Origin of the sequence: Microbacterium sp. JZ31 (genome assembly GCF_016805985.1) — a bacterium.
Classification (GTDB): domain Bacteria; phylum Actinomycetota; class Actinomycetes; order Actinomycetales; family Microbacteriaceae; genus Microbacterium.
The window spans coordinates 2,701,478-2,727,499 of sequence record NZ_CP017661.1; the positions used below are offsets into that span (position 1 = coordinate 2,701,478).

The 26,022-nt window shown below is 71.6% G+C and carries 21 protein-coding genes and 2 pseudogenes; 8 read left to right on the forward strand and 15 right to left on the reverse strand.

The annotated features are described in order from the left end of the window. The 8 genes from BJP60_RS12845 to BJP60_RS12880 all read right to left on the reverse strand — a co-directional run bounded on the left by BJP60_RS12845 (position 1) and on the right by BJP60_RS12880 (position 10,191). Positions 1 to 1,293 carry an extracellular solute-binding protein gene (locus BJP60_RS12845; protein WP_203136184.1) on the reverse strand — a complete coding sequence of 431 codons (1,293 nt, stop codon included), beginning with the start codon at positions 1,291 to 1,293 and terminating at the stop codon, positions 1 to 3. A gap of 27 nt (positions 1,294 to 1,320) precedes the next feature. Further along, a complete protein-coding gene (locus BJP60_RS12850) occupies positions 1,321 to 2,358 on the reverse strand; it encodes a LacI family DNA-binding transcriptional regulator (RefSeq protein WP_238439432.1) in 1,038 nt (345 codons plus the stop codon). 352 nt (positions 2,359 to 2,710) lie between these two features. After that, positions 2,711 to 4,321 carry a bifunctional phosphoribosylaminoimidazolecarboxamide formyltransferase/IMP cyclohydrolase gene (gene purH, locus BJP60_RS12855; protein WP_203136186.1) on the reverse strand — a complete coding sequence of 537 codons (1,611 nt, stop codon included), beginning with the start codon at positions 4,319 to 4,321 and terminating at the stop codon, positions 2,711 to 2,713. A gap of 53 nt (positions 4,322 to 4,374) precedes the next feature. After that, positions 4,375 to 4,962 (reverse strand): phosphoribosylglycinamide formyltransferase, encoded by a 588-nt coding sequence (gene purN / locus BJP60_RS12860; RefSeq protein WP_203136188.1) that lies wholly within the window; start codon positions 4,960 to 4,962, stop codon positions 4,375 to 4,377. A 4-nt stretch (positions 4,963 to 4,966) separates the two neighbouring features. Continuing rightward, positions 4,967 to 6,283: a cell division protein PerM gene (locus BJP60_RS12865; RefSeq protein WP_203136189.1), complete on the reverse strand. Its 1,317-nt coding sequence runs from the start codon at positions 6,281 to 6,283 to the stop codon at positions 4,967 to 4,969. Between the two features lie 79 nt (positions 6,284 to 6,362). After that, entirely contained in the window at positions 6,363 to 7,595 is a 1,233-nt protein-coding gene (locus tag BJP60_RS12870) for an acyl-CoA dehydrogenase family protein (protein ID WP_203136191.1), read from the reverse strand. Further along, entirely contained in the window at positions 7,592 to 8,959 is a 1,368-nt protein-coding gene (locus BJP60_RS12875; RefSeq protein ID WP_203136193.1) for an NtaA/DmoA family FMN-dependent monooxygenase, read from the reverse strand. The genes BJP60_RS12870 and BJP60_RS12875 overlap by 4 nt, the downstream gene beginning before the upstream one ends. Beyond that, the gene (locus BJP60_RS12880; protein WP_203136194.1) at positions 8,956 to 10,191 is read right to left on the reverse strand and encodes an acyl-CoA dehydrogenase family protein; all 1,236 of its coding nucleotides are present in this window, start codon (positions 10,189 to 10,191) and stop codon (positions 8,956 to 8,958) included. The genes BJP60_RS12875 and BJP60_RS12880 overlap by 4 nt, the downstream gene beginning before the upstream one ends. Before the next feature lie 211 nt (positions 10,192 to 10,402). On the opposite strand from BJP60_RS12880, the gene BJP60_RS12885 reads away from it, so the two are divergent. The 3 genes from BJP60_RS12885 (at position 10,403) to BJP60_RS12895 (ending at position 13,064) form a co-directional block, all read left to right on the forward strand. Continuing rightward, positions 10,403 to 11,242, forward strand: a complete 840-nt coding sequence (locus tag BJP60_RS12885) for a MetQ/NlpA family ABC transporter substrate-binding protein (RefSeq protein ID WP_203136196.1) — start codon at positions 10,403 to 10,405, stop codon at positions 11,240 to 11,242. Between the two features lie 62 nt (positions 11,243 to 11,304). Then, complete coding sequence (locus tag BJP60_RS15455) at positions 11,305 to 12,330, forward strand: methionine ABC transporter ATP-binding protein (RefSeq protein WP_203136197.1); 1,026 nt, start codon at positions 11,305 to 11,307, stop codon at positions 12,328 to 12,330. Then, entirely contained in the window at positions 12,327 to 13,064 is a 738-nt protein-coding gene (locus tag BJP60_RS12895; protein WP_249420942.1) for a methionine ABC transporter permease, read from the forward strand. The genes BJP60_RS15455 and BJP60_RS12895 overlap by 4 nt, the downstream gene beginning before the upstream one ends. Before the next feature lie 6 nt (positions 13,065 to 13,070). On the opposite strand, the gene BJP60_RS12900 is transcribed toward BJP60_RS12895, so the two are convergent. Further along, positions 13,071 to 13,511, reverse strand: coding sequence for a nitroreductase family deazaflavin-dependent oxidoreductase (locus BJP60_RS12900; protein WP_203136199.1), 441 nt, complete (start codon positions 13,509 to 13,511; stop codon positions 13,071 to 13,073). Positions 13,512 to 13,636: 125 nt separating this feature from the next. Here BJP60_RS12900 and BJP60_RS12905 point away from each other — a divergent pair, with 125 nt between their 5' ends. Continuing rightward, on the forward strand, positions 13,637 to 15,100 hold the full coding sequence (locus BJP60_RS12905; protein WP_203136201.1) for an NCS2 family permease: 1,464 nt from the start codon (positions 13,637 to 13,639) through the stop codon (positions 15,098 to 15,100). Between the two features lie 231 nt (positions 15,101 to 15,331). Here the strand turns inward: BJP60_RS12905 and sucD are convergent. The 3 genes and pseudogenes from sucD to BJP60_RS12920 form a co-directional block, all read right to left on the reverse strand. Further along, positions 15,332 to 16,233: pseudogene (gene sucD, locus BJP60_RS12910) on the reverse strand (succinate--CoA ligase subunit alpha). A gap of 30 nt (positions 16,234 to 16,263) precedes the next feature. After that, positions 16,264 to 17,429 (reverse strand): annotated as a pseudogene (sucC, locus tag BJP60_RS12915) (ADP-forming succinate--CoA ligase subunit beta). A gap of 150 nt (positions 17,430 to 17,579) precedes the next feature. Then, complete coding sequence (locus tag BJP60_RS12920; RefSeq protein WP_203136203.1) at positions 17,580 to 17,741, reverse strand: hypothetical protein; 162 nt, start codon at positions 17,739 to 17,741, stop codon at positions 17,580 to 17,582. A 124-nt stretch (positions 17,742 to 17,865) separates the two neighbouring features. Between BJP60_RS12920 and BJP60_RS12925 the strand changes: the two genes are divergently transcribed. Continuing rightward, positions 17,866 to 19,095 carry an acyl-CoA dehydrogenase family protein gene (locus BJP60_RS12925; RefSeq protein ID WP_203136204.1) on the forward strand — a complete coding sequence of 410 codons (1,230 nt, stop codon included), beginning with the start codon at positions 17,866 to 17,868 and terminating at the stop codon, positions 19,093 to 19,095. 80 nt (positions 19,096 to 19,175) lie between these two features. Continuing rightward, positions 19,176 to 20,627, forward strand: a complete 1,452-nt coding sequence (locus BJP60_RS12930; RefSeq protein WP_203136206.1) for a phytoene desaturase family protein — start codon at positions 19,176 to 19,178, stop codon at positions 20,625 to 20,627. A 119-nt stretch (positions 20,628 to 20,746) separates the two neighbouring features. Here BJP60_RS12930 and BJP60_RS12935 read toward each other — a convergent pair whose 3' ends face one another. Further along, entirely contained in the window at positions 20,747 to 21,652 is a 906-nt protein-coding gene (locus tag BJP60_RS12935; RefSeq protein ID WP_238439433.1) for an alpha/beta hydrolase, read from the reverse strand. A 164-nt stretch (positions 21,653 to 21,816) separates the two neighbouring features. Here BJP60_RS12935 and BJP60_RS12940 point away from each other — a divergent pair, with 164 nt between their 5' ends. Then, on the forward strand, positions 21,817 to 22,875 hold the full coding sequence (locus BJP60_RS12940; RefSeq protein ID WP_203136208.1) for an ATP-dependent DNA ligase: 1,059 nt from the start codon (positions 21,817 to 21,819) through the stop codon (positions 22,873 to 22,875). Positions 22,876 to 23,180: 305 nt separating this feature from the next. Here the strand turns inward: BJP60_RS12940 and BJP60_RS12945 are convergent, their stop codons facing one another. After that, the gene (locus BJP60_RS12945; RefSeq protein ID WP_203136210.1) at positions 23,181 to 24,374 is read right to left on the reverse strand and encodes a RimK family alpha-L-glutamate ligase; all 1,194 of its coding nucleotides are present in this window, start codon (positions 24,372 to 24,374) and stop codon (positions 23,181 to 23,183) included. 33 nt (positions 24,375 to 24,407) lie between these two features. Between BJP60_RS12945 and BJP60_RS12950 the strand changes: the two genes are divergently transcribed. Next, entirely contained in the window at positions 24,408 to 24,944 is a 537-nt protein-coding gene (locus tag BJP60_RS12950) for an ATP-dependent zinc protease family protein (RefSeq protein ID WP_203136211.1), read from the forward strand. Here the strand turns inward: BJP60_RS12950 and ligD are convergent. Continuing rightward, complete coding sequence (gene ligD / locus BJP60_RS12955) at positions 24,941 to 25,990, reverse strand: non-homologous end-joining DNA ligase (RefSeq protein WP_203136213.1); 1,050 nt, start codon at positions 25,988 to 25,990, stop codon at positions 24,941 to 24,943. The two genes, BJP60_RS12950 and ligD, sit on opposite strands and share 4 nt — an antisense overlap. Positions 25,991 to 26,022 lie beyond the last annotated feature (32 nt).

The following is a 26,022-nucleotide window of genomic DNA, read 5'->3' on the forward strand; positions in this document are numbered from 1 at the left end:
TCAGCCCGCCGCCAGCTCGTCGATCCGCGCCGCCGTGTCGGTCAGGAACTGGTCGACCTCGGTCTCGCCGAAGATCACGGCCTCGGAGTATCCGTCGCGGAACGCCTGCCAGATCTCGATCGAGTTCGGCACGTTCGGCACCTCGACGGTGCGGGTCGCCTGGTCGCCGAACTGCTCGTACGCCGGGTTCTCGGAGAAGTAGTCGGCGAATGCCTCGGTGAGGTTCTGTCGCATGGGCATCTGACCGGTCTCCTCGAGCCAGACGCCGTCCTGCTCCTCGCTGGTGGCGAACTTCAGCACGTCCCAGGCCGTCGTCTGGTTCTCGCACGCCGTGAACATGCCGACGTTCTTCGCGTCGCTGAACGTCCAGGTCTCCTCCGGGGCGGTACCGTCGGCGGTCGGCACCGGCACGGCGCCCCAGTCGACGTCTTCGCCGTACACCGAGATGGCCCACGGCCCGACGATCGCCATGGCGGCGTGGCCGTCGGCGAACGCGTCGCCCTGGTACTGCTCCTGCCCGGCGAGCTGCTCCTCGTAGAGCGTGGCCCAGAAGTCGGCCACCGCGCGCCCGTCGTCGCTGTCGAACGTCGCCGCACCGTCCTCGACGAGCTGCGTTCCGCCGGTCTGCGCCGCGTACAGCGGGTAGAAGTCGAACCAGGACTGGAAGAACTCGCTGGTCGGGGCGGGGTTGATCGCGTACGGCGCGACATCCGCCTCCTTCAGCGCGCGCGCCGTCTCGAGGAACTCGTCGTAGGTGGACAGCGCCGGGTTCTCCGGGTCGAGGCCCGCCTGCTCGAACAGCGCCTTGTTGTAGAAGATCATCACGGGGTTCGACTTCCACGGCATCTGGTAGAAGCCGCCGTCCTCCGAGCGGTACTGCTCGGCGAGCTCGCCGCTGCGCTCGGTGATGTACGCCTCGCCGTCCTCGAACTCCGACAGGTTGACGAGGCCGCCCTGCTTCTGGAACTGCGGCACCGCGGCGGGCGAGGTGTTGAACACCAGGCAGGGAGCGTTGCCTGCCGTGATGGCGGCGCCGATGACCTCCTCGCTGGACGCACCGGCGGGGATCTCCTGCGCCTCGATCTGCTCGTCCGGGTGCTCGGCGTTCCAGGCCTCGACCATCTGCGTGCCCCAGGCGATCTCGGCCTCGTTGTTCGAGTACCAGATGGTGATCGGGCCGCGGCCCTCCGCGCCGCCATCGCCTCCGCCGCCGTCTCCGCCCCCGCCGCTGCAGGCGGAGAGGGTCAGGGCGCCGGCGGCCACCGCGGCCGCGAGGATGATGCGTCGTTGCATGGTTCCTGCTCCTTGCTGTGGGCGGCCTCAGCCGCGTGGGGATGGTGGGGATGCGGGTCCCGTGGACTCGCGGACGATGAGGGTGGGCTCGTCGAGCTCCCGGTGCGAGGCGGTTCCGCCCGACAGGGCGTCGAGCAGCGCCCGGGCAGCGGCCGAGCCCCACGCGCGCGCGTCGGTCGCGACGGACGTGAGGGCGGGATGCACGTAGCGCCCGAGCTCGGTGTCGTCGAAGCCCGTGATGGACAGGTCGTCGGGCACGCGCAGCCCGCGTCGCTGGGCGACGCCGATCCCCGCGACCGCCATGTGGTCGTTGGAGTAGACGATCGCGGTCGGCCGGTCGGGGCGGCTCAGCAGGCGATGGGTGGCCTCGGCGCCCTCCGCGGCGCTGAAGTCGGTGTCGACGACCACGGGCTCCAGTCCGGCGTCGGATGCGGCCGAGAGGAACGCCTCGGCCCGGCGCCGCCCGTGCAGCATCGCCTCGGGGCCCGCGACGTGCGCCACGCGCCGGTGCCCGAGCGCCGCCAGGTGCGCGACCGCGCTGCGGATGCCGGCGCCGTCGTCGACCGACACGGAGGAGAACGGGCTCTCGACATCGGGCCGCCCGAGCGTCACGGCCTTCATCCCGAGCCGCTCGACGAGGGCGATGCGCTCATCGGCGGCGCGGAGGTCCGTGATCACGACGCCGTCGACCCGCCTGTCCTCGGCCAGCCCGCGGTAGGTCTCGGCCTCCCGGCGCCCCGGCGTCGCGACCGCGAGCACGAGCACCTGACCCGACTGGGAGAACACGTCCTCCAGGCCGGCGATGAGCGAGTGGAAGAACGGATCCGCCGCGATCACGTCGGTGCTGCGCCCGATCACCACGCCGCACGCGAACGACCTCCCCGTGCTCAGGGAGCGCGCGCGCACGCTCGGCGTCCATCCGAGATCGCTCGCCGCCGCGAGGATGCGCTCGCGGCTGCCGCTCGAGACGCCGGGGCGGTCGTTCAGCGCGTACGACACCAGCCCTTTGCTGACGCCGGCATGGCGCGCGACATCGGCGATCGTGGGGCGGCGGTGCACGGTCACGGAACTCCCCTTGCTGAACCGGTTCAGGCAGGAGTCTGAACCGGTTCAGGCGGTCAGCCGAGGGGCTTGTCAGCGCTGCGGGAGAGGCGTATAAACCACGGTCCGTCTCGACGTTTCGACTCGTCGCTGCGCTCCTCGCTCAACGAACAGGTGCGTTCACCCGCTCGTTGAGCGAGCGAAGCGAGTCGAGGGTGGTGGACCCGCACCACCCCCTGTTCGTTGAGCGAGCGAAGCGAGTCGAAACGGCACGGACTCGCCGCGGCACACAGCGCCCAGGCGACGCCTCGACGTTTCGACTCGTCGCTGCGCTCCTCGCTCAACGAACAGGGAAGGAAAGTCCCCGCCTTCCCGATCAGTGGAAGAAGTGGCGCTCTCCCGTGAAGTACATCGCGACGCCGCGCTCCTTCGCGAGCGCGATCGTCTCCTCGTCCCGCACCGATCCGCCGGGCTGGATGATGACCTTCACGCCGGCGTTCATGAGCACCTCGGGGCCGTCCGAGAACGGGAAGAAGGCGTCGGATGCCGCGATCGAGCCGCTCGCGCGGTCGCCCGCGCGCTCGACAGCGAGGCGGCACGAGTCGACGCGGTTGACCTGGCCCATGCCGACGCCGACCGTGGCGCCGTTCTTCGCGAGCACGATCGCGTTCGACTTGACCGCGCGGCACGACTTCCACGCGAACACGAGGTCCTGCACGGAGACGTCCTCGGGCACCTCGCCCGCGACGAGTTGCCAGTTCGCCGCGACCGACTCGAAGTCGTCCTCGGGGAAGCGGTCGGCATCCTGCAGCAGCAGCCCGCCCGAGACCAGGCGCACGTCCATGCGCTCCTGCCGCCAGTCGGCGGGGAGCTTCATCAGACGCAGGTTCTTCTTCTCGGCGAACACCTCGAGCGCCGCCGGCTCGAAGTCGGGCGCCACGATCACCTCGGTGAAGATGTCCCGCAGGTTCTCGGCCATCTTGAGCGTCACGGGGCGGTTCGCGGCGATCACGCCGCCGAACGCCGAGACCGGATCGCACTCGTGCGCGCGCAGGTGGGCACTCGCGATGGGGTCGAGCGCGCTCGGCGCCGCGACCGCGATGCCGCACGGGTTGGCGTGCTTGATGATCGCGACGGCGGGAAGCACCATGTCGTACGCGGCGCGCAGCGCGGCATCCGCGTCGACGTAGTTGTTGTACGACATCTCCTTGCCCTGCAGCTGGGTCGCCTGGGCGATGCCGTGGCCGCCGGAGGTCGTGTAGATCGCGGCGCGCTGGTGCGAGTTCTCGCCGTAGCGGAGGTTCGCCAGCTTCTCGGCCTGGATGGTGAGGTGCTCCGGCAGGTCCTCGCGCCCGACGAAGGTCTGCTGCGCGAACCACTCGGCGACGGCCGTGTCGTAGGCGGCGGTGTGGGCGAACGCGCGGGCCGCGAGCTCGCGGCGCTGCGTGAGCGACGTGCCCCCGTTGGAGACGGCCTCGATCACGGCCGGGTACGACTCGGGCGAGACCACGATCGCGACGTTCGCGTAGTTCTTCGCGGACGCGCGCACCATGGCCGGGCCGCCGATGTCGATCTGCTCCACCACGTCGTCGCCCTGCGCGCCCGAGCGCACGGTCTCCACGAACGGGTAGAGGTTGACGATCACGAGCTCGAACGGCGCGATGCCGAACTCCCCGAGCTGGGTCTCGTGGTGCTCGAGGCGCAGGTCGGCGAGCAGCCCGCCGTGCACGTTGGGGTGCAGCGTCTTCACGCGCCCGTCGAGCATCTCCGGGAAGCCGGTCACGGACGCGACGTCCGTGACGTCGAAACCCGCGTCGCGGATGGTGGCGGCGGTGGATCCGGTCGACACGATCTCGACGCCCGCGCCCGCGAGAGCCTCGGCGATCGTGAGCAGATCGGTCTTGTCGCTGACCGACACGAGCGCGCGCCGGATCGGCACCACATCGCGGTCGCGGTAGAGCGAGGGGTCGTGGCGGGGGCCGGCCATGGGGTGCTCCTTCGGGTGTGGCGGTGATCCGGCGTCGCGCCGGATCGGCAGGGTCAGGATGTCGCGGACAGCGCGAGGTCGCCGGTCGCGATGCGCCGCACGACGTCGATCAGCAGGCGCCGTTCGACGGGCTTGATGCGCTCGTGCAGCGTGTCCTCGGTGTCGCCGGGCAGCACCGGGATGCGCTCCTGCGCGAGGATCGGGCCGGTGTCGACGCCGTCGTCGACGACGATCACGCTCGCGCCGGTCTGCGCGGCGGCGGCGGCGAGCGCATCGCGCACGCCGTGCGCGCCGGGGAACTCGGGAAGGTACGCCGGGTGCGTGTTGATGATGCGCGGCTGCCAGCGCGCCACGAGCGCGGCGGGGAGCAGGCGCATCAGGCCGCTCAGCACGATCAGATCGGGCTGGATCTCGTCCAGTCGCCGACCGAGCTCCTCGGCCCACGCCTCGCGGCTGTCGTACGCGCGGAACGGCACGACGAAGGACGGCACGCCGAACGCCTCGGCGTGCGCGAGACCGGCGGCGTCGCGGTCGGCGCCGACCGCGACGATGCGCGCGGGATAGCCGGGGTCGTCCGCCGCCTCGAGGAGGGCCCGCAGATTGGAGCCCGTGCCCGAGATGAGGACGACGACCTTCAGCACCGTGTCAGTCTAGCGACGCGGCGATATCCCGCCTGCCGCCGACGTTCTCGTCGGAGGCGCCCTCCTCGTCGTCGTCGCCGCGGACCCACTCGCCAAGGCGGCGCTCGTACGAGCGCGGGGCGAGCAGCAGGATGGCCGCACCCACCAGCACCTCGAGCCCCACGGCGAGCGCGATGGCGCCCGGCTCCGGACCGGTGACGGCGAGGCGGCCAGGCCCGAGCGATCCGGACGTCAGCGCCGCGATCAGCGCTGCGCCCGCTCCCGCGATCACCGCGATGCCGACCGCGAGCACGACCCGCGGCGCCGTCGGCTCGTGGTCGACGCGCTCGGCGCACGCCTCGGCGCGGAACGCGATCCGCACGCCCCAGCCGGCGATCGCCCCGGCGACGACGGGAGCCAGCACCGACAGCAGCAGCAGCGGAGAGCCCTGTTCGGGGATCAGCCCCAGCAGGGGCACGCCCGGCAGCACGCCGAGCTGCGTGGCGGCGGGCGTGACGCCGGTGCCGGCACCGAACGCGAAGCCGGGCCCTGCCATCCACGCCATCGCCCAGCCGATCATCGTCGGCAGGTAGGCGAACTGCGCGAGGGTCAGCAGCACCGCGCCCGTCAGGTCGACCTGCGTGGTCTCGTACAGGGCGATCACGCTGCCGCCGCGCAGGGGCACGGCCGTCGCGATCGCGAGCGCGGCGAAGCCGACCACGCCCGCGAGCGCCATGCCGCCCCCGCGCACCATGAGCGCGGGGAACTCCCGCCACCCCGAGGGCAGCCGGTCGGCGGCATCGTGGATCCGGTCGACGATCCCGTCGTCGCCCTCGCTCCACGCTCCCGTGACGGCGCCGATCAGCATCGGCACGGCGTACACGAGCGTCGGCATCAGGATGGCGCGCCAGGCGTCGACGGTCGCGACCGGGTTGCCGGACGTGACGTTCGCGATCACGGCGGCGAGCGCGGTCACGACCGTGCCGGCCGCGACTCCCGTCGCCCACTTCCCCGACCGGAGCGCCCGACGGCCCGAGCGCGCCGCGAAGGCGGCGATCAGCACGCCGAACGCGAGGGGTGCGAGCGAGAGGACGAAGGATCCGGCCTCCTCCGGCAGCCCCGTCTCGACCAGGAACTGACCGTCCAGCGTGAGGCTGAGGGGCACGAAGTTGCCGAGCTGCCAGATGCGCACGGTCGCGGGCCACAGGGCCGACCAGTCGGCGAGGACGCCGAACGCGAACACCCACATGAGCGTGAGCGGCGCGAGCACGGCCGCCCATCCGACGATCGCCGACACGGCGGCGTCCAGGGCGGCGAGCAGTGCGACGAGAAGGCGATGCATGACGCATCGACTCTACGTGCGGCCGCCGCGGCGCCCCGGTCGGCGCACCGGGTCCGCGCGGAGCGCCCTCCGGCGATCCTCAGGCGGCGGGGTCGCGCGCGATCCAGAGCTTGCGCCACTCGGCGTTGGGGCTCGTCCGGTCGAGCTCCCACTGGCCGATCTGGCGCCGCTTGTAGACGATCGGGTTGTGCGAGGCGACCGTGCGGGCGTTGCGCCAGTGGCGGTCGAGCGCCGCGGGGCGGGAAGCGGCGGTCGCTCCGCCGAGCTCGAACAGCTCGCTCGCGGCGGCGATCACCCGCGGCATCGCCTCGACCTGCGCCCTGTACACCGCGATCTCGGCGGCATCGACCACGTCGCCCCGCTGCTCGGGATCGCTCGCAGGGTCGAGCAGCACGGCGCGGGCGCGGTCGAGCGCGGCGGCGGCGGCGAGCGTGACGGCCGAGGCGGCGAATGCCGCACCCGACAGGTCGCCCACGATCTGCTGCAGCTGCGGGTCGTCGGCCGGCAGGTCGGCGCCTGCCGTGATGAAGGTGCGACGCCGCCCGCGCAGGTAGGCGGCCGCCTCGCGCGCGGTGGCGCGGCCGATGCCGGCGACGACCGCCACGAGGAAGAACTGGAAGAAGGCCGGCCCGAGCGACGGACCGCCGGCGTACGGCGTCACGTCGGCGGGGTCGACCTCGACGCCGTGGAACACGGTCGTCCCGGATGCCGTGAGCCGCTGGCCGATGCCGTCCCAGTCGTCGACGATCTCGACGCCGGGGGCATCCGTCGGCACCAGCACCGTCACCCGCTCCCTGTCGCCGCCCTCGCCCGGCCGGGCGGCCGAGGCGAGCACGTGCGTCGCGTACAGCGTGCCGGTCGTGTAGAACTTGCGGCCCGTGAGCAGCCAGCGTCCGTCGTCGTCCTGCTCGAGCGTCGTCGTCAGGTCGGCGAGCGTCGCGCCGGCGGTCTCGCTCGCCGCGTTGCCGATGATCGCGCCGTCGGCGATCCGGCGCAGCCATGCGTCCCGGTGCGCCGAGGCGGGTCGGGCCAGGAAGACCTCGACCTGCGCGAAATGACCGCGGAGCGCATGCGCGACGTTCGAATCGGCGTCCGCGAGCGCGAGCAGGTGCTCGGCCAGCTCCGGAAGGCTGAGCCCCGCGCCGCCGAGCTCGGGCGGCACCCGCAAGGCGCCGAAGCCGGCGCGGCGCAGCTCGTCGAGCTCGGCCGTGGGAAGGGTGCGCTCGCGCTCCCGCTCGACCGCGCCGTCGGCGATCCGCTGCAGGATGTCCGCGAACGGCGATCCGGCGAACGGCGAGGGCGGGGCGCTCACGCGAACGCGCCCCGGTACCGCGCCGCGGGGTGGGTGTCGGGCAGCGTGTCGCGCCCCGTGAGCTTCCGGCGCAGCGTCCCCTCCGCGTAGCCCTCGGCGGCGAGCCCGCGTCGGCGTAGGACGGGCATCACGTGGTCGATGAACTCCTCGTACGAGGACGGGATCATCCAGTTCATGACGTTGATGCCGGCGACGCCGACACCGCGCCACGCCTCCAGCTCGTCGGCGATCTGCTCGGGCGTGCCGACGATCCGGCCGCGCAGCTTCGCCGACAGCCGGGCGAGGTCCGCCACGGTGGGCTCCCGATCGGGGCTCAGCTGCCGCAGCCACTCGAGCTGTCCCTGACCGCCCTGCGTCGGGACGTCCTTGAGCAGGGTGTCGGGCGGGATCGGCTGCCCCGTGCGCTGGTCGGTGCCGAGGTTGGAGTGCACGAAGAAGGCATCGGCCGAGAGGTACTCGTCGATCTCCGCCTCCTTGCGCCGGGCCTCCTCCTCGGTCGAGCCGATGACGAACGTGATGCCCTGGTAGTAGGAGATGTCATCCGCCGAGCGGCCCGCCTCGATGGCGAGTCGCTTGCCGTTTGCGACGATCTCGCGCGCCCGCTCGCGATCCGGAGCCAGGATGAAGGACGCCTCCGCGTTGCGCGCGGCGAACGCCGCCCCGGCGGGCGAGGCGCCGGCCTGGAACAGCAGCGGCGTGCGCTGCGGCGACGGCGAGACGAGGTGCGGACCCTCGACGTCGTACCAGCGCCCGTGGTGATCGATCCGGTGGATGCCCGCGGGATCGGCGTACGCGCCACGGCGGTCCTTGAGCAGCGCGCCGTCGTCCCACGACCCCTCCCACAGCTTGTAGGCCACGTCGAGGTACTCCTGCGCCTGCGCGTACCGCTCGTCGTGGTCGAGCAGGCGATCGTGCCCGAAGTTGCGCGCCGCGTTCTCGAGGTGGCTCGTGACGATGTTCCAGCCGATCCGGCCCCGTGAGATGTGGTCGAGCGTGGACACGCGGCGCGCGAACTCGAACGGATGCGCCTGCAACGTCGAGCTGGTGAACGCCAGCCCGAGGTGCTCTGTGCTCACGGCGAGCGCCGACAGCAGCACCGAAGGGTCGTGCGACGGCAGCTGCAGACCTTCGCGGGCGTTGATGTCGTACGACGCGCCGGCGCCGCCGTACACGCCGACGACGTCGGCGAAGAACATCGCGTCGAACCCGCCCCGCTCGAGGGTGCGGGCGAGGTCGACCCACAGGCCGACATCCTCGAAGTCGGCCTGACGGGCGTCGGGATGACGCCACAGCCCGTGCTGGATGTGCGACGCCGTGTACATCACGAACGCCGAGAAACGAAGGGGTGCGGGAGAAGAGGTCATCGGTACACGCTCGGGATCGGGAGGTCGCCGGAGAGGAAGTACCGCCCCAGTTCCTCGTGCTTATAGGCGACAGGATCATGCAGGGTCAGGGTGCGGAGGTTCCGCCAGTGCCGGTCGAGCCCGAACGACGCGGACGCCGATCGCGCGCCGGTCAGGTCGAAGACGGCCGACGCCGCGTCGAGGCCGGCATGGTGGGCGGCGATCTTCCCCGCCGCGATGACCTCGGCGACCTCGCCGCGCTGCGCGGGCGTCACGGACGTCGGCGCGGCGGCGAGCGCGTCCAGCTCGGCCGCGCCCTCGCGCACCAGGGCGGCGGCCGCCGAGACGGCGGCGACCTGACGCCCGAACCCCGCGACGACGTGGACGTCCTCGGTCGCGGTATCGGCCGCCGAGTGCACCCAGGGCCGCCCGTGACCGCGCACGTAGTCGCGCGCCTCGAGCAGCGCTCCCTCGGCGATGCCCACCGCGAGCCATCCGAACAGCGACTGGAAGGCCGGGATCATGAGCGACTGCAGGGGAAGCGGATGCTCGGACGGCGGGCTCACGATCGCCACCAGATCGTCGTCGGTCGCGCGGACATCGTCCAGGACGACCCCAGGCGACGCGGACAGACGCTGGCCGACCGGATCCCAGTCCCCCGAGACCGTGACGCCCTCGCGGTCCGTCGGGATCGCCCACACGCGCATCCGGCCGTCCTCGTCGAGCACGCTCTGCGTGAACAGCAGGTCCGCGAGCGGCGCCCCGGTGGCGAATCCGCGACGCGCAGACACGGCGTATCCCCCCGCCGACCGCACCGTGCCCCCGGATCCGCCGAAGGCCGAGCCGATGGAGGCCCAGACCAGACCGTCCACCGCCGTGCGACGCGCGAGCTCCCGGGCGGGCGCGGTCGGCGCCGCGGGCTCGGACCCGTGCACGCCGTACGCGGACACGAACCACAGCCACACCCAGTGATAGCCCACCGCGTGCGCGAGGCCGCCGTCCACGCGTGCGAGGCGGCGCGCGGCCTCGGACGTCTCGGCGAGCGTCGCGCCCTCCCCGCCGAGCTCGGCGGGCACCGTGAGGCCGATCAGCCCCAGACGGCGCAGCACGGCGAACGCGTCGTGCGGGGCCTCGCCCACGCGCTCGCGTCGGACGATGCCGTCGGCCAGCTGCGTCGCCGCCTCCTCGAGACGGTCGGCCCACGGCGCACGCCGGGCCCGCGCCGCTCGCCGCGGAACCAGGTCGTCGCTCATCCGGATGTCCTTCCGTGCGGACCATGTCGGCGACCGCACGGATCGAACCTATTCACCGCCGGGCGGCATCCCCGGGTCGCCGTGAAACAAAACGGAACACGAGTCGCGATCCCGCGACGCGCGCCTCCACAATCGGGATTCCGCGCCCCATCCGACGGAGAGCCCCACCGCTCCGCCACGGGCCGCGACCCCTTCGACCCGAGGAGACCCCATGTCGCGCTCCACCCGCATCCGCCTGCTCGGCCTCGCCGCCGTCGCCGCATCCGCCGCCGCCCTCACCGCCTGCACAGGAGCGACGGACGCCGAGCCGGAGGCCGCCGCCGCGGCCGGCGAGCCCGCCGTCATCCGCATCGGCTCGATGTTCCCCGCCACCGAGGTGCTCGAGTTCGTCAACGAGAACCTGGCCGAGGAGGCCGGCTTCACGCTCGAGATCACGGAGTTCTCGGAGTACACGATCGTGAACGAGTCGCTCGCCGACGGCTCGTTGGATGCGAACCTGTACCAGCACCAGCCGTACCTCGACAATTTCAACGAGGAGCACGGCACCGACATCGTGTCCGTCGGCAAGGTCTACTTCCCCGCCCTCGCGCTGTACTCGCTCTCGCTCGACTCGATCGAGGACATCCCCGACGGCACCGAGATCCCGCTCCCGGCCGACCCCGCGAACCTCGGCCGTTCGCTCGAGCTGCTCGCGGCCGGCGGCCTGATCGAGACGACCGACGCGCCGGCCGACCTCGACGACATCACCGCGAACCCGAAGGACCTGGAGTTCGCGCTGGTCGACGCCGCGCAGCTGCCGCGCGCGCTCGAGGACACCGATGCGGGCGTCGTCAACTTCGTCTACGCCGGTCCCGCGGGACTGACGAAGGACGACCAGCTCCTGCAGGAGGAGGTCGAGGGCTCGCCGTACGCCAACCGCCTCGCGGTGAACGCGGGCGACGAGGACGAGCCGGAGATCCAGGCGCTGCTCGAGGCGCTGAACTCGGATGAGACGTCGGCGTTCATCGAGGAGAACTGGAGCGGCCTCGTCATCCCCGTGAGCGGCGACTGAGCCCGAGACCCAGCCCGCGAGGGCGGGCGCGACCGTCCGCCTTCGCGAGAGCAGGAGCACGCATGATCACCATCGAGAACGTCAGCAAGGTCTACCCCGGAGCGTCCTTCCCGGCGCTCGACGACGTCAGCCTGCACGTCCAGCGCGGCGAGATCTACGGCATCGTCGGCGAGTCCGGGGCCGGGAAGTCGACCCTGATCCGCACGGTCAACCTGCTGGAGCGCCCGACGTCCGGCCGGGTCGTCGTGGACGGCGCGGACCTGACGGCGCTGGACGAGGCGGGCCTGCGCGCGGCGCGGCAGAACATCGGCATGGTGTTCCAGCACTTCAACCTGCTCGCCGGCCGCACAGCACTCGGCAACGTCGAGTTCGCCCTCGAGGGATCGCGCGTGCCGGCAGCGCGCCGCCGCGCCCGTGCCCGCGAGATCCTGGATCTCGTCGGCCTGGCGGACAGGGCCGACTACTACCCCGCTCAGCTCTCCGGCGGCCAGAAGCAGCGCGTGGGCATCGCGCGCGCCCTCGCGGCCGAACCCCGTGTGCTGCTCTCCGACGAGGCGACGAGCGCGCTCGATCCCGAGACGACGGCGTCCATCCTCGACCTGCTCGGCACCGTGAACCGCGAGCTCGGGCTGACGGTGCTGCTGATCACGCACGAGATGGACGTGATCAGGCGCATCTGCCATTCCGCCGCGCTGATCGAGAACGGCCGGATCGTGGAGTCCGGCCGCGTGCTGGATCTCGTCCGCACGCCCGGTTCTCCGGTCGGCCGCGCGCTGTTCGCGTCGGTGGACGACATCGCCCACACGGGGGGCACGCTCGTCGAGGTGACCTTCACGGGGGCCTCGGCGAACGACCCGGTGATCACCAGCCTCGCGCGCGAGTTCGACCTGGACATCGCGATCCTCGGCGGAGAGATCGACAGCTTCCGCGACCAGCGGGTGGGTCGCCTGCACGTGCGCCTGCCCGGCGACGCCGCGGCGAGCGCGCCGCTGCTCGCCCGCCTGACCGACCGCGGCTTCGTCGTCGACGTGATCGCCGAAGAGGCCGCACCGTCCCTCGTCCTGAGCGCCCGAGGAGGATCGCAGTGAACGATCTCGACCTGAATGACCTCGTCGCCGACGTCTCGAAGGCGCTCGGCGAGACCGCCGCCATGGTCGGCGTCGCCCTCGTCTTCACCGTGCTCATCGGCCTGCCGCTGGGCATCCTGCTGGTGATCCTCGACAAGGGCGGCGTGCTGGATGCGCCGTTCGGCTCGCGCTCGTTCGGCCGCGCGCTGCACGCGGTGATCGGCTTCGTCGTGAACGTCGGCCGGTCGCTGCCGTTCATCATCCTGATGGTGGCGATCCTGCCGTTCACGAAGCTGCTCGTCGGCAAGTCCTTCGGCCTCTGGGCGGCGGTCGTGCCGCTCACGGTGGCCGCGATCCCGTTCTTCGCGCGGCTCGTCGAGATCGCCGTGCGCGAGGTGGATCACGGCCTCGTCGAGGCCGCCGTGTCGCTCGGCAAGACGAAGTCGGCGATCGTGTGGAAGGTGCTCGTGCCCGAATCGCTCCCCGCGATCGTGCTCGGCCTGTTCACGTCGGTGATCTCGCTGCTGAACTACTCGGCCATGGCCGGCGTGATCGGCGGCGGCGGTCTGGGCGACCTCGCGCTGCGCGAGGGCTACCAGCGCTACAACGAGTGGTACATGCTCGTCGTGGTCGTGCTGCTGGTGGTCATCGTGCAGGCGCTGCAGTCGCTCGGCAGCGCCCTGGCGCGCCGGTTCCGGCACGACAACCGCGCCGCCATCACGGCCCGCAGCGAACCCGCAGCCGTCGCCGGCTGAGGCGCGTCAGCCCTCGACCGGCTCCAGGACGAACACGGCGATCTTGCGATCCGTCTTCTTCTGGTACTCGGCGTAGTCGGGCCAGGCCGCGACCGCGCGCTGCCACCACTCGTCGTACTCCGCGCCCTCGAGCCGGCGCGCGGTGTAGTCGCGCTTGTCGGCGCCGTCCTGCAGCTCGACGTGCGGTTCCTTGACGATGTTCCAGTACCACTGCGGCGGCTCCGGCGCGCCGCCCTTCGACGCCACGACGGCATAGCGACCTTCGTGCTCGACCCGCATGAGCGCGGTCTTGCGCAGCCCGCCGGTCTTGGCGCCGACCGTGGTCAGCACGATCACCGGCTTCCCGCGCAGCAGGTTGCCCTCCGCGCCGTTCGTCGCCTCGTACGTCTCGGCCTGTGTGCGCGCCCACTCTGCGGTGGACGGCAGGTACTCACCCTTCAGCGGCATGCCCCCAGGGTATTGCGGATCCGCGGGAGAAGGGTCGCCACGGCGCCGGATCCCGCACGCGCTCTTCACCTTCTGGATCGGCCGCTCGGGGTGCGCACGGTAGATTCGGTGGGGAGGTTCTCTCGATGACTGCTGCACCCGCCGGCCCCGGCGCCCCGTCCACGAAGCCCGCTCCGAGGAACGCGCTCGACCGCTTCTTCTCGGTCACGGAGCGCGGATCCACATTCGGCGCCGAGATCCGCGGTGGTCTCGTGACCTTCGTCACGATGGCCTACATCGTGATCCTGAACCCGATCATCCTGTCGAGCGCTCCGGACGTCGAGGGCACCACGCTGGCCTTCCCCGCGGTGGGTGCCGCCACCGCCCTGGCCGCGGGCGTCATGACCATCGCGTTCGGTCTCGTCACCCGCCTGCCCTTCGGCTTCGCCGCGGGCCTCGGCATCAACGCCTACCTGGCGTTCTCCGTCGTCGGTCAGGTGACCTGGCCGGAGGCGATGGCGCTCGTTGTCGTCAACGGCCTCGTGATCGTGCTGCTGGCGGCGACCGGGCTGCGGAAGATGATCTTCGACGCGGTGCCGCTGCAGCTCAAGCTCGCGATCACGGTCGGCATCGGCCTGTTCATCGCGTTCATCGGCTTCGTCAACGCGGGCTTCGTGACGACCACCGGCGAGGCCTCCCCGCCCGTCGGGCTGGGCGTCGGCGGCTCGGTCGCGACCGCCCCGACCCTGCTGTTCGTGATCACGCTCGTCCTCACGGGGATCCTGGTCGCACTGAAGGTCAAGGGCGGCCTGCTGATCGGCCTCGTCACCGGCACCGTGCTCTCCGTGATCGCCGAGGCCGTCTGGCAGCTCGGCGCCGCCGCCGACGGCAACGCGGGCGGCTGGAGCCTCACCGTCCCCACGCTGTCCGGATCGCCGTTCGCGCTGCCGGACCTGAGCCTCGTGGGTGCGATCGACTTCGGCTTCGACCTCGGCCGCGTCAGCATGGTCGCGCTCGTGATGATCGTCTTCACGCTCGTGTTCTCGAACTTCTTCGACGCGATGGGGACGATGACGGGGCTCGCGAAGGAGGCCGACCTCGCGGATGAGAAGGGCGACTTCCCGCGCATCAAGTCGGCGCTGATCGTCGAGGGCGTCGGCGCCGTCGTGGGCGGCGCGACCTCGTCGTCCTCCAACACGGTGTTCATCGAGTCGGGCGCCGGCATCGGCGAGGGCGCGCGCACGGGCCTCGCCAACGTCGTCACGGGCGTGATGTTCCTGCTGGCGATGTTCCTCACGCCGCTCACCTCGATCGTCCCGACCGAGATCGCGGCCGCCGCGCTCGTGATCGTCGGCGCGATGATGATGGCGCAGATCGCGCACATCGACCTGACCGACTTCGGGGTGCTGCTGCCGGTGTTCCTCACCGTCACGGTCATGCCGCTGACCTTCTCGATCGCGAACGGCATCGGCGCGGGCTTCATCAGCTGGGTCCTGATCCAGACCTTCTCCCGACGCGCACGCACTGTCAGCCCCCTGCTGTGGATCGTCGCCGCCGGCTTCGTGATCTACTTCGCGCGCGGCCCGATCCAGGCGCTCGTCGGCGCCTGATCCGGCCCCGCTCCGGCCCCACGCGTCTGCCGCATCTGCCCGCGCATCTGCCCGCGCCTCTGCCGCCTCTGCCCGCGTCTGCACAACGCAGGAACGCGGACCCGGATCGCCGCGTGTCCCGGCCGACACGCCGGGGTCCGCTCGGCCCGCTCCTGCATTGTGCGGTCGCCGCCACGCCGGAACGACGAAACCCCCGCCCAGCAGGGCGGGGGTTTCGCGTCGGGGCGCTGCTTACAGGCCCGCGATGATGTCGCGCATCAGCGCGGCGGTCTCGCTCGGGGTCTTGCCGACCTTGACGCCGGCGGCCTCGAGGGCCTCCTTCTTCGCCTGGGCGGTGCCGGCCGAGCCGGACACGATCGCGCCGGCGTGACCCATGGTCTTGCCCTCGGGGCCGTGAAGCCCGCGACGTAGCCGACGACCGGCTTGGTGACGTTGGCCTTGATGAAGTCGGCCGCACGCTCCTCGGCGTCGCCGCCGATCTCGCCGATCATCACGATCGCCTTGGTCTCGGGGTCGGCCTCGAAGGCCTCGAGCGCGTCGATGTGCGTCGTGCCGATGACCGGGTCGCCGCCGATGCCGATGGCGGTCGAGAAGCCCAGGTCACGCAGCTCGTACATCATCTGGTAGGTCAGGGTGCCCGACTTCGACACGAGGCCGATCGGGCCCTTGCCCGTGATGTTCGCGGGAGTGATGCCCACGAGCGCCTCGCCGGGCGTGATGATGCCGGGGCAGTTCGGGCCGATGATGCGCGTCTTGTTGCCCTTCGACTGCGCGTACGCCCACGCCTCGGCGGTGTCGCCCACGGGAACGCCCTCGGTGATCACGACGAGCAGCGGGATCTCGGCGTCGATGGCCTCGATCATCGCGTCCTTCGTGAAGGCCGGCGGCACGAACGCGATCGACACGTCGGCGCCGGTCTTCTCGATGGCCTCGGCGACCGTGCCGAACACGGGCAGGTCCACCTCGCCCTCGTGCGCCGTCTCGTGCGTGACGGTCGAGCCCGCCTTGCGCGCGTTCACGCCGCCGACGACGTTCGTGCCGGCCTTGAGCATGAGCGCGGTGTGCTTGGTGCCCTCGCCGCCGGTGATGCCCTGGACGATGACCTTGGAGTCCTTGTTGAGGTAGATCGACATCTTCTCTAGTCCTTATCCGATCCGTGCGTCTCAGGCGTTCGCCAGCTCGGCGGCCTTGTCGGCGCCCTCGTCCATGCCGGACGCGAGCGTGACGAGCGGGTGGTTCGCCGCGGCGAGGATCGCGCGGCCCTCCTCGACCTGGTTGCCGTCGAGGCGCACGACGAGCGGCTTGGTGGCGTGGTCGCCCAGGATCTGCAGGGCCTTCACGATGCCCTCCGCGACCGCGACGCACGACGTGATGCCGCCGAAGACGTTCACGAACACGCTCTTGACCTGCTCGTCGCCGAGGATGACGTCGAGGCCGTTGGCCATGACCTGCGCGTTCGCGCCGCCGCCGATGTCGAGGAAGTTCGCCGGCTTCACGCCGCCGTGCTTCTCGCCCGCGTAGGCGACGACGTCGAGCGTCGACATGACCAGGCCCGCGCCGTTGCCGATGATGCCGACCTGGCCGTCGAGCTTGACGTAGTTGAGGCCGTTGGCCTTGGCCTTGGCCTCGAGCGGGTCGGCCGCCTCCTTGTCCTCGAGCTCCTCGTGCTCGGGGTGGCGCACCTCGCTGGCGTTGTCGTCCAGCGTGACCTTGCCGTCGAGCGCGATGATGTCGCCCGCACCGGACAGGATGAGCGGGTTCACCTCGACGAGGGTCGCGCCCTCGCCCTTGTAGACGTCGTAGAGCTTGACGAAGACGTCGGAGACCTTCTCGACGAGGTCCTCGTCGAAGTTCGCGGCGCGCGCGATCTCGACGGCCTTCTCCTTGGTGATGCCGTCCAGCGGGTCCACCTCGACGCGCGCGAGCGCCTCGGGCTTCTCGACCGCGAGCTGCTCGATCTCCATGCCGCCCTCGACGCTGCACAGCGACAGGTACGAGCGGTTGGCGCGGTCGAGCAGCACCGAGAAGTAGAACTCGCGCGCGATGTCGGCGCCCTGCGCGACCATGACGCGCTTGACGACGTGGCCCTTGATGTCGAGTCCGAGGATGGCCTGTGCGGCCTCGTACGCCTCGTCGGGGGTCTTGGCGACCTTGACGCCGCCGGCCTTGCCGCGACCGCCGGTCTTGACCTGCGCCTTGACGACCACCACGCCGCCGATCTTCTCGGCCGCTGCCTTCACCTCCTCGGGGTGTCGGCGACGATGCCGGCGAGCACCGGCACCTCGTACTTCTCGAAAAGGTCTCGAGCCTGGTACTCGTACAGATCCACGTTGCAATCCTTCGGTGGGGCCACGGGAGGAGACTGATTGTCTCGACGTCGAGAGATCTCGACCGAGATCCCAGCCTACCCCGCGCTTCTGGACGCAAGAAAAACGCGACCCCGGATGATCCGGGGTCGCGCTGTCGAAGACGGCGGCGTCTACTGCCGCGTCTTGCTGAAGTGCATGGGCAGCGCCATCGCGAGGCAGATGGCGATGATGCCGGCGGCGAAGACGTAGCCGGCCGGCCAGCCGTCGATGTTGATCGCGACGCCGAACAGCGCCATGCCGCCGAGGAACAGCAGCAGCGAGATGATGAACATGCGAGACCTCCGTAGGGCGCCGTCGGGAACCTCGTCCAGTCTAGGACACGCGATCCGCGGTCCCGGATGGCGGAGACCTCCAAACGACTCGGGTGCCCGCGCGCGGCTCTCCTAGCCTGACCGCATGGCATCCGAGCTCTTCCCCGGAGAGAAGGTCCTCTCCTACGACGTAACATTCCCGCTCGACACCGACTACTACGCGGTGTTCTCCGACGTCGACGGCGCGGATCGCGCGCAGTGGACACGGGCGCGCGAGGTCGGCGAGGCGCTCGGGCCGCGCATGGCCGAGGCGTGGGACAAGGCCGAGTACCCGCTCGAGGCGCTCACGGCGCTGGGCGAGGCCGACCTGTATGTCGACGGCATCGGGCACGCCGACCTCACTCCCATGTCGCCGCTCGCCGCCGGTCTGGTGAACATGGAGGTCTCGCGCGCGGACGGGTCGCTCGGCACCGTGATCGCGGTGCAGGGCGGGCTCGCGCTGCGCACCCTGGCGCTGTTCGGCAGCCCGGAGCAGCAGGCCCGCTGGCTCGGTCCGATCGCGCGCGGCGAGGTTCCCGGCGCGTTCGCGCTCACCGAGCCGGATCACGGATCCGACTCCACGTCCCTCGAGACGGTCGCGCGCTGGGACGAGGACGGATGGATCCTGCGCGGCGCCAAGAAGTGGATCGGCAACGGCGCGTCCGGCGGCGTCACGTTCGTGTGGGCGCGCGTGGACCGCGAGGGCGACGCGGACCACGGACAGGTGCGCTGCTTCCTGGTCGAGCAGGACACGCCCGGCTACACCGGCACGGTGATCGCCGGCAAGCTGTCGCTGCGCGGCATCCACCAGGCCCACATCACGCTCGACGGCGTGCGCCTCGCCGAGGACGCGGTGCTGCCGGGCACGCACTCCTTCCGCGACACGTCGACCGTGCTGTTCGCGACGCGCTCGGGCGTGGCGTGGTCGGCGCTCGGGCATGCGACCGCGTGCTACGAGGCGGCGCTGGCGTACTCGACGCAGCGGATCCAGTTCGGCAAGCCGCTCGCGAAGTTCCAGATGGTGCAGGAGCGGCTGACGCAGATGCTGTCCCAGCTCACGGCGATGCAGCTGTACTGCCGCCGTCTCGCCGACCTCGAGGCCGCCGGCGCGCTGCGCCCGACGCAGGCGTCGCTGGCGAAGTTCCACAACACCCGCACGGCGCGCGACATCGCGCGCACCGCCCGCGACCTGCTGGGCGGCAACGGCATCCTGCTCGAGAACCGCGTGATGCAGCACCTCGCCGACATCGAGGCCATCCACACGTACGAGGGCACCGAGAGCGTGCAGGCGCTCATCATCGGCCGGGACATCACGGGGATGGGCGCGTTCGTCTGAGCTCTCCCCCATCGGGGCCGAAACGTCAAGCGCTCTCGCTTCGCTCGCCCAGCGAGCGGAGGCGGTGACAGACTGACCCCATGCCCCGCGCCACGATCGTCGGAAGCGGACCGAACGGCCTCGCGGCCGCGGTGACGCTCGCGCGGGCCGGCTACGCGGTCACGGTGCTCGAGGCTGCGGACACCGTCGGAGGCGGCTCGCGCACCGCCGAACTCACGCTGCCGGGCTTCCGGCAGGACGTCTGCTCGGCGATCCATCCCGCGGCCATCACGTCGCCGTTCTTCCGCGCGTTCGGCATCGAGGAGCGGATCGGATGGATCGTCCCCGACGCGTCGTATGCGCAGCCGCTCGACGGCGGGCAGGCTGCGGTCGCCTGGCGGGACATCGACCGCACGGCGGACGAGCTCGGGCCGGATGCCCGCGCGTGGCGCGCGCTGATGCGCCCACTCGCGCGGCGCATCGAGGGCGTGCTCGACTTCACCGGCAATCAGCTGCTGCGCATGCCGCACGACCCGCTTGCGGCCGTGCGTTTCGGCCTGCGCGTGCTGGAGACGGGCACGGCGCTCGGCGGCCGCACGCTCCGCACCGCGAAGGCCGCGGCGCTCCTGAGCGGTGTGCTGGCGCACGCGAACCGCCCGCTGCCGTCGCTTCCGGCATCCGCGTCGGGCCTGCTGTTGGCGGCTCTGGCCCACACGGATCGCGGCTGGGCGTACCCGGTCGGCGGGGCCCAGGCCATCCCCGACGCCCTCGCCGACGACCTGCGGGCGCACGGCGGTCTGATCGAGACCGAGCGTCGGATCACCGACCTCGCGAGGCTCGACTGGGGCGACCCGGCGGCCGGCGACATCCTGCTGCTCAACACCTCGCCGCGCCTGGTGCTGACGCACCCCGACGTCCCGGCGCGCTACGCACGCGCGATCCGGTCGTTCCGCTACGGCCCCGCTGCCGCGAAGGTCGACTTCGCGCTGGACGGGCCGGTGCCGTGGGCGAACCCGGACGTCCACCGCTCCCCGACCGTGCATCTCGGGGGCACGCGTGCCGAGGTGGCGGCGAGCGAGAACGCGGTGGCGCGCGGCCGCGTGCCGGAGAGCCCGTATGTGCTCACGGTGCAGCCCTCGGTGCTGGATCCGTCCCGCGCGCCGGAGGGCAAGGCCGTGCTGTGGACGTACATGCACGTTCCGAGCGGTTCACCGCTCGACCCGACCGAGCACATCACGCGGCAGGTCGAGCGCTTCGCGCCCGGCTTCCGCGATCGGATCCTGGCATCGCACGCGGTGCCGGCCTCCGCGCGCGAGGCGGTCAACCCCGCCGACGTGGGCGGCGACATCCTGGGCGGCGCGTTCACGATGGCGCAGGCGTTCCGCCGCCCCGTCCTGTCCTCGGCGCCGTGGCGCACACCGATGAAGGGCGTGTACCTCGCGTCGGCGTCCACGCCGCCCGGCCCCGGCGTCAACGGCATGGCGGGCTGGCACGCGGCCCGTACTGCGCTCGCCGATGCGGGCGAGCGCGCGAAGCTCCGCGACCTGTTCTGACGCCGGCGCGGGGCCCTTCGGCCCGGTGCGCTGCGGCGCGCGCGCGAAGGTGCGGCTTGTGCGCGCCGACCGCGGTGCCCAGGTGCTCACGCCGCACCATTGCCGCGTCCGCCCGCGGTTCAGTCGTGCAGCGTCGCGCGCAGCCAGTCCTGCGCGCGCTCGACGAGGGCCCGCGCGGCAGGTGTGTCCTTGGCCCAGTTCTCGAACCCGTGCGGCGCGCCGTCGACGATATCCGCCGTCACCGGCACGCCCGCCGCTCCCAGCGCGGCGGCGTACGCGTGGTCCTCCGCCGCGAACAGCTCGATGTCGCCCCACGTGATGAAGGCCGGCGGCAGGCCGCTGAGATCCGTGCGCCGGGCGGGAACGGCGTACTCGGGCCCCGTCTCGGCGCCCGGCGCGGTGCCGAGGTAGCCCGACCAGCCCTCGCGGTTGCGCGCGTTGTCCCACACGAAGTGCTTCTCGGCGTCCAGCTCGCGGCGCGCGGCCGTGCGGTCGTCGAGCATCGGCGCGAACAGCCACTGCCCACGGGGCTGGAAGCCGCCGTCGTCGTGGAGGCGCTGCACGAGCGCCGCCGCCAGTCCCGCGCCCGCGCTCTCCCCTCCGACGGCGATGCGCCGCGGATCCACGCCGAGCGCCTCCGCGTGATCGAGGAACCAGCGCCAGGCGCGCTGGACGTCCTCGTGCGCGGCCGGGAAGGGATGCTCGGGAGCGAACCGGTAGTTCGCCGAGACGATCACGAGACCGAGCCGTTCCGCCGTCGACAGGCACAGAGCCTCGTCCTGCTTGGCGTCGCCGAACAGCAGACCGCCGCCGTGGATCCACAGCAGGCCGGCACCGCTGCGCGGCCCCATCGGCTCGTACACGCGCACGCTCGTCGATCCCGTCCGCGCCGTCCTGACGCGCACGACGTCCGAGGTCGGCACGCGCAGCAGCCGCACGGCGATTCGCACGAACCAGCGCGGCAGCCTGATCTGCGCGCGCGTCATCGGCCGGCGCAACTCGGGGAGGACTCGATGCAGATCCACGGCACCTTCTTCCACGATGGGAGCCCCTCGCGACGAGAGGACGTCGCCCCACGATAGCGGCAGACCGGACAGAACTGTCCGCGATCCTGCCCCCACGCTCATCCTGCGGCGGCGTCGACGTCAAGTGGTGGATTCCCGGCGCGGCCGAACGGCAGGATGGCCGCATGCCCCACGACATCCCCGCTCCCATGCTCGCCAAGGCCGTGGCCGCGATCCCGGACCCGGCGAAGCACCCCGGCGGGCTGGTGTTCGAGCCGAAGTGGGACGGCTTCCGCGTGCTGGCGTCGTGGGACGGCGAGACCGTCGAGCTCGGATCGCGCGGCGCCAAGCCGCTCACGCCCTACTTCCCGGAGCTCGTCGACGCGCTCGCGCGCATCCTGCCCGAGCCCTGCCTGCTCGACGGCGAGATCGTGATCGCGGTCGGCGAGCACGGCTCGCAGCGCCTGTCGTGGGACACCCTGTCGCAGCGCATCCATCCGGCGGCCTCGCGCATCGCGAAGCTGTCGGCCGAGACGCCCGCGATGCTCGTCGCGTTCGACCTGCTATCGGTCGGCGGCGAGTCGCTCATGGAGCTGCCGTTCCGGGAGCGGCGCGCCCGCCTCGAGCAGCTGCTGAAGGATGCGCCGCATCCCGTGCACCTGACGCGCGCCACGGAGGATCATGAGCTCGCCGAGCGGTGGCTGGCGGAGTTCGAGGGCGCGGGCCTCGACGGCGTCGTCGCCAAGCCCGCCGACCAGCCGTACGCCCCCGGCAAGCGCACGATGCTGAAGATCAAGCACGCGCGCACGGCCGACGTGGTCGCGCTGGGGTATCGCGTGCACAAGAGCGGACGCGGCGTCGGCTCGATCCTCGTCGGCCTGCACGACGAGAATGGCGAGCTGCACCAGGTGGGCGGCGTCTCGGCGTTCAGTGACAAGCGCCGGCTCGAGCTCGTCGACGAGCTGGAGCCGCTGGTCGAGCGCGACGCGGAGGGCGAGATCGTCACGGCCGAGGGCGAGCGGTCGCGCTTCTCCTCGGGCAAGGACGTCTCATTCGTGCCCCTGCGTCCGGAGCGCGTGCTCGAGGTCCGCTACGACCAGCTCGAGGGCGATCCCTCCTTCCGGATGCGCTTCCGCCACACGGTGCAGTTCGAGCGCTGGCGTCCCGACCGCGATCCCGCGTCGTGCCGCTACGACCAGCTCGAGGTCCCCGCGAAGTACGACCTCGCGGACGTGCTCGACTGACCGCTCGCGTCCGCGGATCCGGACATCCGCACGCATCCGGACGTCCGCACGGATCCCGAGGATGCGCACGGATCCGGACATCCGCACGCATCGGGACGTCTGCCGCGCATCCGGAGATCCGCAGGGATCCGGATCGGATGCCGCGCACGCCTTCGGAACGGTGCAGATCTCCTGAGGCGTGCAGGCACCCGCACGGATCCGGAGATCCGCACGGGTCCGGAGCGAATGCCGCGCACGCGTCCGGAACGGTGCAGATCTCCTGAGGCGTGCGGGCGCGCGCCAGCGCGCGCAGGCGCCCGGCAGCCTCAGATCTCGTCGGGCAGGGGGTTCTTCGGCAGCTTCTTCACGCGCGGGCGGCGCTTGGGGCGCTCGGGGATCATCGACCGCATCTCCTCGAGCTTTCCCCAGCACAGCAGGCGGTCCTCGGCCTCGAGCTCCCAGCTGCCCTTGGGGTTCGGGATCACCGACGCGCCGCGGTGCAGGGTGAGCACCGTGATGTCGCGCTCGCGCAGGCCCGACTCGGCGAGCTTCTTGCCGACGAGCTCGGCATCGCCGTGCACGACGAGCTCGGCCACGCCGTACCCGGTCGACACGGCCAGCCGCTCGCGCACGTCGATCTGCGGGAACGCGACCTGATTGGCGATGTAGTCGACGATCGCGCCGGCGACATCCAGCTTGGTCGCCTCCTCGATGCCCTGCAGGCCGGGCGACGAGTTGACCTCCATCACGAGCGGCCCCTCGTCCGACTCGAGCATGTCGACACCCGCGACCTTGAGGCCCATGATCTGCGCCGCGCGCACGGCCGTGCGCTCGTACTCCTCCGACAGGTCCACGCGCTCGACGGATCCGCCGCGGTGCACGTTGGAGCGGAACTCGTCGCCCTTCGCCGAGCGCCGCATGGCCGCGACCACGCGGTCGCCGACGACGAGCGCGCGGATGTCGCGCCCCTTGGACTCCTTCACGAAGTGCTGGATCAGGACGTTCTGCCGCGCCGACTGCAGCGTCTCGACGATCGCCTCGGCGACCTTGATCTCGGGGGCGAGGATCACACCGATGCCCTGCGTGCCCTCGAGCAGCTTGATCACGACGGGCGCCCCGCCCACGCGCTCGATCGCCGGGATCACGTCGGCGCGGTTGCGGACGAACGCGGTCGGCGGCATGGCGATGCCGTGCCGCGACAGGATCTGGTTCGCGCGCAGCTTGTCGCGCGAGTTCGCGATGCCGCTGGCCGTGTTGGGCGTGTAGACGTCCATCTGCTCGAACTGCCGCACCACGGCCGTGCCGTAGTACGTGATCGAGTTGCCGATGCGCGGGATGATCGCGTCGTACTCCGACAGGCGCCGTCCGCGGAACTGCAGGTCGGGTTCGTCACTGGACAGATCGATCGCGAATCGCAGGGTGTTCAGCACCTTCACGTCGTGGCCGCGATCGAGCGCGGCGGCCCGGAGTCGCTGGGTGCTGTAGGCGCGCGGGGCGCGCGACAAGATGGCGATCTTCACAGATTGATCCTGGGTTCCTGATTGGATGGAGGCGTGTCCCCCCATCATCCCCCGTCGGAGAGCGCGCCCGATCCCGCGCTGGTCGGCTGGCGCGAGTGGGTGGGACTTCCGAGCGCGGGCGTCGAGTGGCTCAAGGCGAAGATCGACACGGGTGCGCAGACGTCGTCGCTGCACGCGTTCGGGCTGAAGGAGTTCGTCCGCGACGGCGAGGCGTGGGTGCGCTTCGAGATCCACCCCTGGCAGCGCAGTTCCGACGACGCCGTGACGGTCGAGCTGCCCGTGCACGACCGGCGTCGCGTGCGCAGCTCATCCGGGCACTCCGAGAAGCGCGTCGTGGTGGTGCTCGACGTGCGCCTGCTCGATCGCGTGATCCCGGCCGAGGTCACCCTGACGCGCCGCGATGCCATGGGATTCCGGATGCTCGTCGGCCGCGAGCTGCTCAGTCAGGGCTTCCTGGTCGACGCGCAGGCCTCCTACCTGGGAGGCCGCCCGCCGAGCGCCGTGCGGCGCGCGAACAAGCGCGCGCCGGCGCGCGAACACCGTCGGACGTTCCGCCACCCCGCCGACTAGTCGGCGACGCGGTTGCCGGCCTCGTCCCAGTTCTCGGCGACCTTCTTGCTGGGCTGCACGCGCGGCGGCTCGCCGGGCATCTTCGGGAACTCGGGCGGGAACGGCATCTCGCCCTGGCCGTTCTCGACGTCGCGCTGCCACCACTCGAGCAGGGTGTCGATGCGGCCCGGCGCATCCTGGATGCCGGCCCACGGATCGCCCTGCGCGAGCCGCTCGGGGATCGTGCGCACCGTGAACCGCGTCGGGTCGACGTCGTCGACCTCGTCCCAGTGCAGCGGCGTCGCGACCGGGGCGTGCGGCAGCGCGCGCGGACTGTAGGCGCCGGCCATCGTGCGATCGCGGTTGGCCTGGTTGAAGTCGACGAAGATGCGCCGGCCGCGCTCCTCCTTCCACCACGCGGTGGTGACCTTGTCGGGCATCCGGCGCTCCAGCTCGCGCCCCGCCGCGATGACCGCGTGACGCACGTCGAGGAACTCCCATTCCGGCACGATCGGCGCGAACACGTGCAGACCACGGTTGCCGCTGGTCTTGATCCAGGCCTCCAGACCGGCCTCGCGCAGCACCTCGCGCAGCGCGTGCGCGGCCGGGATCGCGTCCGTGATGTCGGTCCCCGGCTGGGGGTCGAGGTCGATCCGCAGCTCGACGGGGTTGTCGGTCACCGGCACGCGCGACGCCCACGGATGGAACACGATCGTGTTCATCTGCACGGCCCACGCGATCGCGGCGGGCTCGGTCAGGACGATCTGCGGATGCCGTCGCCCGCTGTTGTAGGTCACGGTCTCGGATTCGACGAAGGACGGCGCGCCCTTGGGCGGGTTCTTGGAGAAGAACATCTCCCCGCCCACCGCGTCGGGGTACCGCTCGAGCGACACCGGGCGGTGCCCGTTGTGCGCGAGGAAGGCGTCCGCCACCGCGATCACGTACTCGGCGAGCTCGTGCTTGGTGATCCCCACCTCGGGCCACAGCACGCGGTTGGGGCTCGACAGCCCGAGCTCGCGGTGGCCGTCCGGTCCGGGGATGGTCAGGGTGATGCGTTCCGACGCCATGCCGCCACCCTACGGACCCGCATGCGCGCGCG

Bases quoted from the DNA above. Each gene is read 5' to 3' on its own strand.
- BJP60_RS12845 (WP_203136184.1), bottom strand. From the start codon at position 1,293: ATGCAACGACGCATCATCCTCGCGGCCGCGGTGGCCGCCGGCGCCCTG.
- purH (WP_203136186.1), bottom strand. From the start codon at position 4,321: ATGGCCGGCCCCCGCCACGACCCCTCGCTCTACCGCGACCGCGATGTG.
- BJP60_RS12865 (WP_203136189.1), bottom strand. From the start codon at position 6,283: ATGCATCGCCTTCTCGTCGCACTGCTCGCCGCCCTGGACGCCGCCGTG.
- BJP60_RS12875 (WP_203136193.1), bottom strand. From the start codon at position 8,959: ATGACCTCTTCTCCCGCACCCCTTCGTTTCTCGGCGTTCGTGATGTAC.
- BJP60_RS12880 (WP_203136194.1), bottom strand. From the start codon at position 10,191: ATGAGCGACGACCTGGTTCCGCGGCGAGCGGCGCGGGCCCGGCGTGCG.
- BJP60_RS12885 (WP_203136196.1), top strand. From the start codon at position 10,403: ATGTCGCGCTCCACCCGCATCCGCCTGCTCGGCCTCGCCGCCGTCGCC.
- BJP60_RS15455 (WP_203136197.1), top strand. From the start codon at position 11,305: ATGATCACCATCGAGAACGTCAGCAAGGTCTACCCCGGAGCGTCCTTC.
- BJP60_RS12900 (WP_203136199.1), bottom strand. From the start codon at position 13,511: ATGCCGCTGAAGGGTGAGTACCTGCCGTCCACCGCAGAGTGGGCGCGC.
- BJP60_RS12905 (WP_203136201.1), top strand. From the start codon at position 13,637: ATGACTGCTGCACCCGCCGGCCCCGGCGCCCCGTCCACGAAGCCCGCT.
- BJP60_RS12920 (WP_203136203.1), bottom strand. From the start codon at position 17,741: ATGTTCATCATCTCGCTGCTGCTGTTCCTCGGCGGCATGGCGCTGTTC.
- BJP60_RS12925 (WP_203136204.1), top strand. From the start codon at position 17,866: ATGGCATCCGAGCTCTTCCCCGGAGAGAAGGTCCTCTCCTACGACGTA.
- BJP60_RS12930 (WP_203136206.1), top strand. From the start codon at position 19,176: ATGCCCCGCGCCACGATCGTCGGAAGCGGACCGAACGGCCTCGCGGCC.
- BJP60_RS12940 (WP_203136208.1), top strand. From the start codon at position 21,817: ATGCCCCACGACATCCCCGCTCCCATGCTCGCCAAGGCCGTGGCCGCG.
- ligD (WP_203136213.1), bottom strand. From the start codon at position 25,990: ATGGCGTCGGAACGCATCACCCTGACCATCCCCGGACCGGACGGCCAC.